Here is a 13,180-nt window from a genome sequence, read left to right as displayed (position 1 = left end):
TACATTTTTGTCGGAAAGCGTTTTAGGCAGGTGTACAATCGATCACGCCGTTGAGCGCATAGATGTGCTCCGGCCGTTCCTTCTCCTGTTGTAGCGCTCACAATCGCACCAGGAGCGCGCCTTGATTTTGCTGATTTTGCTGATCTGCAATGGGCGCACCGACAGACCGCCGTACTCCGCCGCGCATTCTTCCCTTGTGAATGTGGCCCGAGCGAACTAGCCAAAAGCTGACGACGATCCTGCCGCCGGGACAACATCGCGGGACGAGACAGAATTCTTTATTGGCATTGGAGGTAGTACCATGAACCAACCCCTGATGGAGGGCGTTGCCGCAATGAACGCACCAGCTTACATCAAACATCAAAAGCTGATCAATTGGGTGGCCGAAGTGGCCGCGCTGACGAAGCCCGACCGCATCTACTGGTGCGACGGCTCGCAGGAAGAGTATGACCGCCTGTGTGCCGAGATGGTGGCCGCGGGCACGATGAAAAAACTGAACGAGGCCAAGCGGCCGAATTCCTACCTGGCGTGCTCGGACCCCACCGACGTGGCACGTGTCGAAGACCGCACCTTCATCTGCTCGGCAAAGAAGGAAGACGCCGGCCCCACCAACAACTGGATCGCCCCGACCGAAATGCGCGGCACGCTGAACGGCCTGTTCGACGGCGCCATGGTCGGCCGCACGCTGTACGTGGTGCCGTTCTCGATGGGCCCGCTGGGCTCGCCGATCGCGCACATTGGCGTGGAACTGTCCGACTCGCCATACGTGGCCGTCAACATGCGCATCATGACGCGCATGGGCAAGGCCGTCTACGACGTGCTGGGCGAGAACGGTGACTTCGTGCCGTGCGTGCACACCGTGGGCGCACCGCTGGCCGCTGGCCAGAAGGACGTGCCGTGGCCATGCAACAAGACCAAATACATCGTGCACTTCCCGGAAACCCGTGAAATCTGGTCCTACGGTTCCGGCTACGGCGGCAACGCGCTGCTGGGCAAGAAGTGCTTTGCGCTGCGCATTGCCTCGAACATGGGCTACCAGGAAGCGCAGCAGGGCGGCAAGGGCTGGCTGGCCGAACACATGCTGATCCTGGGCGTGGAATCGCCGGAAGGCAAGAAGCACTACGTCGCGGCGGCGTTCCCGTCCGCCTGCGGCAAGACCAACTTCGCGATGCTGATCCCGCCGGCCACGTTCAAGGGCTGGAAGATCACCACGATCGGCGACGACATCGCCTGGATCAAGCCGGGCGCCGACGGCCGCCTGTATGCGATCAACCCGGAAGCGGGCTACTTCGGCGTGGCTCCGGGCACGAACGAAAAAACCAACTTCAACTGCATGGCTTCGCTGAAGGAAAACGTCATCTTCACCAACGTGGCGCTGACCGACGACGGCGACGTGTGGTGGGAAGGCATGACGAAGGAAGCACCGGCGCACCTGGTCGACTGGCAGGGCAAGGACTGGACCCCGGCATCGGGCACCAAGGCCGCGCATCCGAACGCGCGCTTCACCGTGTCCGCCGTGCAGAACCCGGTGATCGACCCGGCCTGGGACGATCCGGCCGGCGTGCCGATCTCGGCCTTCATCTTCGGTGGCCGCCGCTCGACCACGGTGCCGCTGGCCACCGAGGCGCGCGACTGGGTCGAAGGCGTGTACATGGCGGCCACGATGGGCTCGGAAACCACCGCCGCCGCCGCAGGCCAGATGGGCGTGGTGCGCCGCGATCCGTTCGCGATGCTGCCGTTCATCGGCTACAACATGAGCGAGTACTTCCAGCACTGGCTGGACCTGGGCAAGAAAGTGTCCGGCGCCAACCCGGCTGCGCTGCCGAAGATCTTCTGCGTCAACTGGTTCCGCACCGACGAGCACGGTCACTTCGTGTGGCCTGGCTTCGGCGACAACATGCGCGTGCTGAAGTGGATGCTGGAACGCATCGAAGGCACGGCCGGCGGCATCGAAACGCTGTTCGGCACCACGCCGCGCTACGGCGACCTGCACTGGGACGGCATTCCGTTCTCGCCGGAAGAGTTCGAGACGATCACGTCGATCGACAAGGATGCCTGGCGCGAAGAGCTGAAGCTGCATACCGAACTGTTCGACAAGCTGGCCTATCGCCTGCCGGAAGAGCTGCTGGCCAACAAGGCGAAACTGGAGCAGCGCCTGGGCGTGTAATCAGCCACCGGTTGCAAAGCTGACAGAGGAAGGGCGCGCGCCGCGAGGTGCGCGCCTTTTTTTGCGCTTTTTTTTTCAGGCGCCCGCCGGTAAGATGCGGCAGGCAATCAACCATACGGAGCAAGCATGCACGGTCCTGAATCCAGCCCCCCACCCGCGGACGCCAATGCACTCGACGACGATACCCTTGCCTTCGCACGCAAGGTGTTCCAGATGGCCCGCGGTGGCGAAACGGATGCGCTGGCCACGCTGCTGGGGCAGGGCATGCCGGCAAACCTGCGCAACGAGCGGGGCGACAGTCTGCTGATGCTGGCCAGCTACAACGGCCATCCCGACACGACCAGGGCCCTGCTCGAACAGGGCGCCGATCCCGAACTGCAGAATGACGCCGGCCAGAGCCCGCTGATGGGTGCCGCCTTCAAGGGCGACCTGGCAATCGCCACGCTGCTGCTCGAGCATGGCGCCCAGGCCGACGGCCCGGGCCGCGACGGCAAGACGCCGCTGATGTTTGCAGCCATGTTCAATCGCGTCGAGATTGCCCGGCTGCTGCTCGAGCGGGGCGCCGATCCGTTCGCGGTCGATGCCGCCGGCGTCTCGGCCCTGGACGCGGCCCGGAAAATGGGCGCTGCCGACACCGCCGCGCTGCTGGAGGCATTGCCGCCGCGATAAGCGGCGGATCGTGCCGTCTCATGCGCCGCCCAGCTTGGAAAGCGCAAAGGCGGCCAGGAAACCGGCGACGGTAACGAGGCCGGCGAAATCGTGTGTCTCCTCGAAGGCTTCGGGGATCATCGTGTCCACCAGCATCGCCAGGATCGCACCGGCAGCCACCGCCGTGGTGGCTGCCACCACTTCTGGCGAAAAGCGCTGGAACACCGTATAGCCGGCCAGCGCCGCGGCGCCCGAGGCAAGGGCGATGCCACCCCAGATGCCGAAGATATACCGCATCGAACGGCCGGCCCGCTTCATGCCCGCGGCGCTGGACAGCCCTTCCGGGATATTCGACAGGAAAATCGCTGCGACCGTGACCGTGCTGACCGCGCCGCCCTTCAGCAGCGACAGGCCGATGACGATCGATTCCGGTATCCCGTCCATCAGCGCGCCGACCGCCAGCGCAAGACCGTTGCCTTCGTCGGCCTGCCGCCCGCTGGAGCGCTTGCGGTGCTTGGCGCCGTACGAGGACAGCACCCGGTTGGCCGCCGTAAAGGCAATGGCGCCGCCAAGAAAGCCGAGCGCGGTGGCCTGGAAACCACCCTGGCGGAATGCTTCATCCATCATGTCGAACGACAGCGCCGAGATCAGCACACCGCTGCCGAACGCCATGATGGCGGCGATCAGCCGCTGCGGCACCTGCAGCCAGTAGCCGGCGGCCGCCCCCAGCAGCAGCGCCGCACCGGCGACGCAACCCCAGAATCCCGCCTGGGCCCACAAAGCAATACCGTCCATGTTTTTCCTTGCACAATGGCCACGGACGATTGTCGGGCCATTCCAGCCACAGTGGCGTCCGGCAGGGCAGCGAAATTATTGCTTGATGTTTCGCACACCTGTGCTAAAGTTTCGGCATGAAACTCCCGCACAGCACCGCCAAGAGCGAAACCACCTTTGCCACGATCATCGACGCGGCCATCGGCATGGCCGCGGCCGAAGGCATCGGCAAACTGTCGCTGGGCGAGCTGGCCAAGCGCACGGGCATCAGCAAGAGCGGGGTGTTTTCGCGGGTCGGCTCGCTGGAAGCCTTGCAGGCCGCCGTGCTCGATGAATACGATCGCCGCTTTGCGGACGAAGTGTTCCTGCCCTCGATGACGGCGCCGAAAGGATTGCCCCGGCTGGTCATGCAGGTCAACCTGTGGCTGAAAAAAGGCTGCGACGAGGCTCCCCGTGGCGCCTGCCTGTACACCGCCGGCGCCTTTGAATTCGACGACCTGGCGGGCCCGCTGCGCGACCGGCTGGAGCAGGGAGTAGCGCGCTGGCGCGCATCGCTGCGCAAGACCGTGCTGCAAGCCATGGAGGCAGGCCACCTGCGCCCCGATACCGATCCCGAACAGCTGGTATTCGAGATCTACAGCCTGATCATCGGCGTGATGCACGACGTGCGTTTCCTGCGTGACGCAACGGCGCCGCGCCGCATGGGGCGCGCGTTCAACCGCCTGATTTCAACCTATAAAAGTTTCAGCGAAGTGGAATAGCACCATGGGTGGACGGGCTGTGCCCCGCCTTTTTTCGATTTATTTTCGCACACGTGTGCGAAATATCCTGCGCAAGGAGGCTGTCATGGCCGCGTTATGGTTGCTGGTGCTGCCCGTCGCCGGGCTGGTGTGGTATGTCGTGGCCGATGCCGTGCGTGCAGTCCCCGCATGCAACGAAGACTTCATGTTTTACTGAACGGTAGCCCCGGGTCATCCGGCCGGCGATATTGCCTGGAGAACAGGCGGTCCGGCGTCCCGGTCCGTGTCCATTTTGTATTGCCTGGAAAACAGGGTCCGTCCCCATTTTTGGGGTCCGTCCCCATTTTTGTCCCCATTTTTCCAGCCGTCGTACCGCTCCGTTTTCGGGCAATAAAAAGCCGGCTGGAAGCCGGCTTTTCGGGGACGATGTGCTTATTTCTTCTTCAGCAACGGCACCAGGTATTTCCCGGTCACGCTGTCGGGATTGGCCGCAACGTCTTCCGGCGTGCCGGTGGCGATGATGCGCCCGCCGCCGGCGCCGCCTTCGGGGCCGAGGTCGACGAGCCAGTCGGCCGTTTTGATCACGTCCAGGTTGTGCTCGATGATCACGAGCGTGTTGCCCTGGTCGCGCAGGCGGTGGATCACCTTCAGCAGCAGGTCGATGTCGTGGAAGTGCAGGCCCGTCGTCGGTTCATCGAGGATGTACAGCGTGCGCCCCGTATCGCGTTTCGACAGTTCCAGCGACAGTTTCACCCGCTGCGCTTCGCCGCCGGACAGCGTGGTGGCGCTCTGCCCCAGCTTGATGTAGCCGAGGCCCACGTCCAGCAGTGTCTGCAGCTTGCGGGCAATGGTCGGCACGGGCTTGAAGAACGTGTGCGCGTCTTCCACCGTCATGTCCAGCACTTCGGTGATGCTCTTGCCCTTGTAGTGCACTTCGAGCGTTTCGCGGTTGTAGCGCTTGCCGTGGCAGACGTCGCACGGCACGTACACGTCCGGCAGGAAGTGCATCTCCACTTTCAGCACGCCATCGCCCTGGCACGCTTCGCAGCGGCCACCCTTGACGTTGAACGAGAAGCGCCCGGCGCTGTAGCCCCGTTCCTTCGAAGTCGGCACCGTGGCGAACAGGTCGCGGATCGGCGTGAACAGGCCGGTGTAGGTGGCGGGATTCGAGCGCGGCGTGCGGCCGATCGGTGCCTGGTCAACGGAAATCACCTTGTCGAAGTGTTCCAGGCCGCTGATCGATTCGTGTTCCGCCGGCTCGGTCTGCGAACCGTACAGGTGGCGCGACAGGGCAGGGTACAGCGTATCGTTGACCAGCGTCGACTTGCCGGAGCCGGAAACGCCCGTCACGCAGGTCAGCAGGCCGACCGGCACCGACAGGGTCTGGTTCTTCAGGTTGTTGCCCTTGGCACCCGTGATCACCAGCTGGCGGTTCGGGTCCGCGGCCTGGCGCTTCTTCGGTACCTCGATTCTCAGCGAGCCGTTCAGGTATTGCGCGGTCAGCGACTCCTTGTTCTTCAGGATATCTTTCAGCGAACCGGCCGCGATCACGTCGCCGCCATGCACGCCGGCGCCCTTGCCCATGTCGACGATGTAGTCGGCGGTGCGGATCGCATCTTCGTCGTGCTCCACCACCAGCACGCTGTTGCCGATGTCGCGCAGGTGCTTCAGGGTGTCGATCAGGCGGTCGTTGTCGCGCTGGTGCAGGCCGATCGACGGCTCGTCGAGCACGTACATCACGCCCGTCAGCCCGGAACCGATCTGCGACGCCAGGCGGATGCGCTGCGCTTCGCCGCCGGACAGCGTATCGGCCGAACGGTCGAGCGACAGGTAATCCAGGCCCACGTTGTTCAGGAAGGAAAGACGCGCCACGATTTCCTTGATGATGCGGTCGGCGATGTCGCGCTTGGCACCTTTCAGTTTCAGCTGTTCGAAGAACGACAGCGTGTCGCGCAGCGGCTTTTCGGCAATCTCGTAGATCGCTTTTTCCTGCTTGCCGGTGCCCACCTTTACATGGCGCGCTTCCACGCGCAGGCGCGCGCCTTCGCATGTCGGGCACTTCTTTTCGTTGATGAACTTCGCCAGCTCTTCCTTCACGGCCATCGAATCCGTTTCGCGGTAGCGGCGCGCCAGATTGTTCACCACGCCTTCGAACGTGTGTTCCTTGATCACGGCGCGGCCGCGCTCGTTGACATACGAGAACGGGATCGCGGTCTTGCCCGAGCCGTGCAGCACGGCGTTCTGCGCGCTGGCGTTCAGTTTTTCAAACGGCGCATCGAGGTCGAAACCGTAATGGTTCGCCAGGCTTTGCAGCATCGAGAAATAAAACTGGTTGCGGCGGTCCCAGCCCTTCACGGCGCCGGAAGCGAGGGAAAGGTTGGGGAAGGCCACGATCCGTTTCGGATCGAAGAACTCGATGTGGCCGAGGCCGTCGCACTCGGGGCAGGCGCCCATCGGGTTATTGAACGAGAACAGGCGCGGCTCCAGTTCCTGCAGCGAATAGCCGCAGCTGGTGCAGGCGAACTTGTTCGAGTACACATGTTCCGTGCCGGCATCCATGTCGTAGGCGATCGCGCGGCCGTCGGCCAGGCGCAGCGCCGTCTCGAAACTTTCGGCGAGACGCTGCTTGATCTCGGGATTCACCTTGACGCGGTCGATGACCACGTCGATCGAGTGCTTTTCCGTCTTCTTGAGCTTGGGCAGGTCGTCTACTTCATAGATTTTTGCATCATGCGTGCCGCTCTGCACGCGGAAGCGCACGAAGCCCTGGGCCTGCATCTGCTCGAACAGGTCCGCGTGCTCGCCCTTGCGGTTCGCCACCACGGGCGCCATGATCATCAGCTTCGTGCCTTCCGGCATGGCCAGCACGGCATCGACCATCTGCGACACCGACTGCGCCGACAGCGCGTGGTCCGGATGGTTGATGCAATACGGCGTGCCCACGCGGGCATACAGCAGGCGCAGGTAATCGTGGATTTCCGTCACGGTGCCGACGGTGGAGCGCGGATTGTGGGATGTGGCCTTCTGCTCGATCGAGATGGCCGGCGACAGGCCTTCGATCAGGTCCACGTCCGGCTTCTCCATCAATTGCAGGAACTGGCGCGCATACGCCGACAGCGATTCGACATAGCGGCGCTGGCCTTCGGCGTACAGCGTGTCGAACGCCAGCGACGACTTGCCGGAGCCGGACAACCCGGTGATCACGATCAGCTTGTTGCGGGGCAGGTCGAGGTTGATGTTCTTCAGGTTATGGGTACGCGCGCCGCGAATGCGGATTTCTTCCATGTATGTATGTGCCTTGAGTATGCGAGGAAACGACGAGAGACGGCCAGCCTGGAACGATCGCCGCCTCCACGGCTGGCGATCAACGCGATAAAGTGCGGCGTCCGGAAATCAAACCTAGCCACTATGCTGGCGTTCGATTCGATTTCAAGGCCCCGCCCCATCGAAAAGGCTTCATGCCACTTTGATGGCAGTCAGGACAAGAACGAGCCGCAGCCGGCAAATACTGTATATAATACCAGTATTCAAAATCCGCTGCGCATCGCACGCGGTAAACCTCTCCAACTTGCATTGAAAAATTCATCCGGCGCGTGGTGTCTCGTCCACAGGCGCTGTCTTATAATGATCGTTTGGTAAATATTCACGCAGGAGTACTACATGGCATCTGTCAATAAAGTCATCATCGTCGGCAATCTGGGCCGCGATCCGGAGATCCGCTACATGCCTAGCGGCGATGCCATCGCCAATATTGCCGTTGCCACGTCCTTCAAGTCGAAGGATCGCAACACGGGCGAGCAGAAGGAAATCACCGAGTGGCACCGCATCTCGTTCTTCGGCCGTCTGGCGGAAATCGTCGGCCAGTACCTGAAGAAGGGTTCGTCGGTCTACGTCGAAGGGCGCCTCCAGACCCGCAAATACACCGACAAGGATGGCGTTGAAAAATACGCAACCGACATCATCGCCCAGGAGATGCAGATGCTCGGCGGCCGCCAGGGCATGGGCGGTGGCGACGCAATGGGTGGGGACGACATGGGCGGCTACGATGCGCCGCCGAGCCGTCCGGCGCCGCGTCCGCAGGCTGCCGCTCCGGCACCACGGCCGGCACCGAAGCCGGCGCCGAACTTCTCGGACATGGATGACGACATTCCATTCTGATACCGGCCGGCGCGGCGGTGCAGCAGCAAGGCGGGACTGATTTTCAGTCCCGCTTTTTTTGGGGGGCGTGCGCACGGCCCGGACCGGTGCTACGGCGCGACGGCCCGCACCACGTACTGGTGGGGCAGTGCATCCTGTTCGGCCAGCAGCGGGTCGCCACCGGTTGCCATGGCCAGCTGGCGGATCGCGGCCAGTACTTCAGGCGGTGGCTGGTGGGCGTTGACGACCGTGATGCCGGCGATTTCAAAGCCGCATTCGCTCAGCATGGCCGTCAGCGAGGTACGCGTGAACAAGTGCAGGTTGCGGCGCTCCGGCAAGCCGGCGGGCTGATAGTGAAGGTTGCCAGTGGCAAGCAGCGACTGCATGAGCCAGTTCTGCCCGTTATTCACGCATGCAACGATCTCCACCGCGCCCAGCGCTTCGCGGCGCAGCCGTTTCAGGAAAGCCCATGGATCGCGCAGCCGCTCCAGTGTTTCCGGGAACAGCCAGCATTGCGCCGACGCGGCCTGCCGCCACTGTGCGGTGTCCATCGATTCCGGCTCGGCGGCAATCCTGGCCGTGTCCCAGCCTTGCGCTTCGGTATCGGTGGCGATCGCGATGAAATGCGATTTCGGCTGGCGTGCGCGCCACGCCTGCGCCAGCGTGGCACCGCCAATTTCGACAACACTGTGCATGCCGGGCCGCATCAGTTCCAGCATGCTGTCCTGCTGCGCGCTGAGCTGTCCCGGCGAGGGATGCGGCACCGCATGGGCGCGAATCGGATCCGGTTCGTCCGACAGCGGCACGCCGGCCGGGCGCTTGACCACCGAGGCCAGCAATTCTTCGAAATCGCGCACGAAACGGGGCGTGTCGAACAGCGGGCTGGCATCGCGGTTGGCGGCCAGGCGGGCGCGCAGCCCGGCCATGCGCTCCCGGTCCGTGGCCAACGCCACGGCGGTTTCCTCGTAGTCGGCCAGCGTGTGCGTGACCAGTTCCGGCAGGCCTACCGCATGCAGCAGGCTGCCCGCCATCCGCGCGCCGAACGCCTGGCCGGCGCGGGTCAATACGGGCAGGCCGGCCCACAAGGCGTCGCTGGCGGTGGTGCCGCCATTGAACGGATGCGTGTCCAGGAACAGGTCGGCGAGCCGGAAGCGCGCCAGGTACTCGGCTGGCGGCACGCGGGCCGAGAACAGCAGGCGGGCGCCATCGATGCCGCGCGCTTGCGCCTCGCGCAACAGGTTTGCGCGCGTGGCGTCGGCATCGGCCACGATCCACAGCACACTGTCCGGCACCCGATGCAGGATGCGCATCCAGGCGTCGAACATGTCCGGCGTGATCTTGAAAATGCTGTTGAACGAACAAAAGACGAATCGGTCATCCGGCAAGCCATTCGCCGCACGGCTGTCCGTGACGCCGATGGCGCGCTGGCGATCGTTGACCTGGAACGTATGCGGCATGCGCAGCGGCTTCTCGGTGAAGTGCGGTTCCAGCCCGGGCGGCAGCACGAAGGCGTCCGCCACCACGTAGTCGACGCCGGGGATCGCCGTCGGCCCGGGAAAGCCCAGCCACGTCAGTTGCACGGGTGCCGGCCGCCAGCCAAGGATTGCCGGGCGTGCGCCCGGCGTCAGGCCGTGCAGGTCGACCAGCACGTCGATCTCGTGTGAACGGATGCAGCGGGCCGCTTCCTCGTCGGTCATGCGATCGATGCGGATATAGTGGTCCATCGCGCCGACCACGCGGGCGCGCAGCGGCGAATTGTCTTCGCGGCTCCAGGAAAAGGCGTAGACCTCGACGCGCGAGCGGTCGTGCAGCTCGTACAGTTCAGCGGTGAGGAACGATACCGCGTGCGAACACAGGTCGGAGGACAGGTAGCCGATGCGTATGCGCTTGTGCGGATAGCCCGCAGGCGCGGCCAGCGCGGCGCCGGCTTCGGCTACCTTTTCATCGATGAAGTGCCGCGACGCGGCCAGCTGTTCTGCCGGGTCGGGCGACGCGCCCAGCATCGCCAGCGGCGACGCGTGGCGCCGCATTGCATCGGCCGTGACGCCGGCAAAGGGCTGGAACACCGGCCAGTGGCACAGCTTCTGACGCAGGTGTACCCAGTGCGCGAGCACGCCCGGCTGTTCCGGATGCAGTTCCAGGCTGCGCGTCAGGATTTCCTCGGCTTCTGCCAGGCGCTGGCGGATTTCAAGCAGGCGGCCCAGGTTGTTCAACGCCTGCACGTGCAGCTTCGGCTGCGCGGCCAGATCGGGGACCTCCGTCAGGATCGCATGCCACGTGGCCAGCGCATCGTCCGGCCGGCCCAGGCGTTCGTACAGCGTGCCCAGGCTCAGGCGCGCCTCGATGAAGCGGGGATTGACGGAAATGGCCTTGACGTAGCCTCGTTCCGCACTGGTGTCGTTGCCGATGCCGCTGTATGCAATCGCGAGGTTGAACCAGACTGCATAGTCCAGCGGTGAGCGAGCGTGTTCCAGCCACGTCTCGTACAGCCGGATAGCCGCGTGCGGCGCGCCTTCGTCGATCAGCGTTTGCGCCCCTTGGAACAGTTCACCGAGCGGCAGCACGCCCCGTTCGGCCTGGCTGAACAATATGTCGGGAGTCGCGGGTTCGCTCATTGGTGGTATTGCCTCTCGAGTCGACTGTCAGTGCAGCGTAATCATATTCTCGCGACGCTGGCGCCAGCGTGGATTCGATAGCCCTTCAGCAATTGTGACGCACCGGCGACGGGGCCGAACCCGGTAAGATGAGCCCTTCAATGGACAACCGACACTGACATGCTCCAGACGCCCTCGGCCTTCACACCCCTGATCGATCCGCCCGCGGGAGACCCGGGCCATGAACCACCCCTGACATTCATCTTTTATCGCGGCAAGCTGCTGTTGCGTGGTGTGGAGCCGGGTCCGTCACCCGAGCTGGCGCTGCCTTCCAATCCTGCGATCCTGCGCATCCCACCCGACCGCCTGCATCCGGTCGGTCTCTGGCAAGGACGTTACTGCCAGGCCGCCTGGGTCGACGACGAAGAACTGCCCGACCCGGAGCATGCCTGGCATCACCTGCGCACGCTGTTCGGCGTCCTCGACGACGGCTTCCTCGGCCTGGCGGGCCGCGCCAGCCAGATCGCCGAGTGGGCGCGCACCCACCAGCATTGCGGCGTGTGCGCCGCGCCGATGCGGCGTGCCACCGGCGAGCGCGCCTACAAGTGCGCCGCCTGCGGCTTGACCGCCTATCCGCAGATCTGCCCGGCGATGATGGTGCTGATCCGCAAAGGCGACCAGGTGCTGCTGGCACTGCATACGAACTCGCCGGTGCGGCGCTACACGGCGCTGGCCGGTTTCCTGGAAGCGGGCGAATCGATCGAGGAGGCGGTGCACCGCGAGGTGTACGAGGAGGTGGGGTTGCGCGTGCACAAGCTGCAATACTTCCACAGCCAGTCCTGGCCCTTCCCCAATTCCTTGATGATCGCGTTCACCGCCGAGTACCTGGACGGCGAGATCCGCGTCGATCCGGCCGAGATCGAGGATGCGCGCTGGTTCGGGCCGGGCGACGCGTGGCCCGAGACGCCGCACAGCGTATCGATCGCCAGCGCGCTGCTGGCGGCGAACCGTCCGGGCAGGTTCGGCCGGTGAAGAGCGGCTATTTTATGTATACTGGCGGATACCCTTTTATTTGAGCAGCATTCATCATGTCCAAAGACTCATTTTCCGACCATGACTGGCGCCGATTCCTGACCTCGCTGGGCGAGGATCCAGACCGCCCGGGCCTGGCGGAAACCCCGCACCGCGTGGCCAAGGCCTGGAAGCACTGGACTTCCGGCTATGACCAGGATCCGGTCGAACTGCTGAAGGCGTTCGAGGACGGCGCGGAGGAATACAACGAGCTGATCGTCGTGCGCAACATTCCCGTCTACAGCCATTGCGAACACCACCTGGCGCCGTTCTTCGGCAAGGCCACCGTCGGCTATCTGCCAAACGGCAAGATCGTCGGCCTGTCGAAGCTGACTCGCCTGGTCGACTGCTTCGCCAAGCGGCTGCAGGTGCAGGAACGCATGACGGTGCAGATCGCCAATACGCTGATGGAAGTGCTGGAGCCGAAGGCGGTCGGCGTGGTGGTGAAATGCCGCCACATGTGCATGGAGAGCCGCGGCATCCGCACGCCGGGCGAAGAGACGATCACGTCGGCCATGCTGGGCGAACTGCAGCCGAACCTGGCCTTGCGCACCGAATTCCTGGCCTTGGCCCGCGACTGAAAATCCGGGACGGACCGGGGCGCCGGACCGCCTGTTTTTAGGAAGTTTCCCAGAAAACAGGGTCCGTCCCTATTTTTCGCCGGCCTCGGTGAAGGTGATCTGATCGATTTCCGCCCGGAAGTCGCCCACCTTGGTTCCCGTCGCCGGCCCGTCCGTCGATATCAGCGAACATGTCTGTGTTTCCACGTGCCACACCTGGCTGCCGGCGCGCAGCGCCCACTGGTTGTCACCCTCGCTGAACAGTTCCACGGTCGTATCTTCCAGCGGCAGTTCGGCCAGGTCGATGCGCCGCTGGCAATCGGGCTGCCGGGTGGCCATCAGCACGAAACGGCCGTCGCCGCTCCAGAAATGGTCTTGCTGGCGCCGCACCGTCAGCGTGTGCTCCTGGGTGCTGTCCGCGTAATACGTGGCGGAATCGTTGTAGCAGCCGACCAGCAGCAGCGGGGTCAGCAGAATCAGCTTGCGCAT

Annotated in this window: 10 protein-coding genes; 6 read left to right on the top strand and 4 right to left on the bottom strand. The window is 64.1% G+C overall.

Annotated elements, in window-relative coordinates:
- Positions 1–301: 301 nt before the first annotated feature.
- A complete protein-coding gene (locus ACY34H_RS20640; RefSeq protein ID WP_464979337.1) occupies positions 302–2,167 on the top strand; it encodes a phosphoenolpyruvate carboxykinase (GTP) in 1,866 nt (621 codons plus the stop codon).
- Between the two features lie 126 nt (positions 2,168–2,293).
- Entirely contained in the window at positions 2,294–2,836 is a 543-nt protein-coding gene (locus ACY34H_RS20635) for an ankyrin repeat domain-containing protein (protein WP_464979336.1), read from the top strand.
- An 18-nt stretch (positions 2,837–2,854) separates the two neighbouring features.
- On the opposite strand, the gene ACY34H_RS20630 is transcribed toward ACY34H_RS20635, so the two are convergent.
- Positions 2,855–3,610 (bottom strand): ZIP family metal transporter, encoded by a 756-nt coding sequence (locus ACY34H_RS20630; RefSeq protein ID WP_464979335.1) that lies wholly within the window; start codon positions 3,608–3,610, stop codon positions 2,855–2,857.
- Between the two features lie 116 nt (positions 3,611–3,726).
- Here ACY34H_RS20630 and ACY34H_RS20625 point away from each other — a divergent pair, with 116 nt between their 5' ends.
- Positions 3,727–4,350, top strand: a complete 624-nt coding sequence (locus ACY34H_RS20625) for a TetR/AcrR family transcriptional regulator (protein WP_464979334.1) — start codon at positions 3,727–3,729, stop codon at positions 4,348–4,350.
- A gap of 411 nt (positions 4,351–4,761) precedes the next feature.
- Here ACY34H_RS20625 and uvrA read toward each other — a convergent pair whose 3' ends face one another.
- The gene (gene uvrA, locus ACY34H_RS20620) at positions 4,762–7,614 is read right to left on the bottom strand and encodes an excinuclease ABC subunit UvrA (RefSeq protein WP_464979333.1); all 2,853 of its coding nucleotides are present in this window, start codon (positions 7,612–7,614) and stop codon (positions 4,762–4,764) included.
- A gap of 375 nt (positions 7,615–7,989) precedes the next feature.
- Here uvrA and ssb point away from each other — a divergent pair, with 375 nt between their 5' ends.
- The gene (gene ssb, locus ACY34H_RS20615; protein ID WP_464979332.1) at positions 7,990–8,487 is read left to right on the top strand and encodes a single-stranded DNA-binding protein; all 498 of its coding nucleotides are present in this window, start codon (positions 7,990–7,992) and stop codon (positions 8,485–8,487) included.
- A gap of 89 nt (positions 8,488–8,576) precedes the next feature.
- On the opposite strand, the gene ACY34H_RS20610 is transcribed toward ssb, so the two are convergent.
- Entirely contained in the window at positions 8,577–11,081 is a 2,505-nt protein-coding gene (locus ACY34H_RS20610; RefSeq protein ID WP_464979331.1) for an O-linked N-acetylglucosamine transferase, SPINDLY family protein, read from the bottom strand.
- A 159-nt stretch (positions 11,082–11,240) separates the two neighbouring features.
- On the opposite strand from ACY34H_RS20610, the gene nudC reads away from it, so the two are divergent.
- Complete coding sequence (gene nudC, locus ACY34H_RS20605; protein ID WP_464979330.1) at positions 11,241–12,092, top strand: NAD(+) diphosphatase; 852 nt, start codon at positions 11,241–11,243, stop codon at positions 12,090–12,092.
- 56 nt (positions 12,093–12,148) lie between these two features.
- On the top strand, positions 12,149–12,712 hold the full coding sequence (gene folE / locus ACY34H_RS20600; RefSeq protein WP_464979329.1) for a GTP cyclohydrolase I FolE: 564 nt from the start codon (positions 12,149–12,151) through the stop codon (positions 12,710–12,712).
- Between the two features lie 69 nt (positions 12,713–12,781).
- On the opposite strand, the gene ACY34H_RS20595 is transcribed toward folE, so the two are convergent.
- Entirely contained in the window at positions 12,782–13,180 is a 399-nt protein-coding gene (locus ACY34H_RS20595) for a hypothetical protein (protein ID WP_464979328.1), read from the bottom strand.

This window comes from Pseudoduganella sp. jia 9 (genome assembly GCF_055502615.1).
Note: the sequence above shows the minus strand (reverse complement) of the source record. Positions and strands in the feature narration are given on the sequence as shown.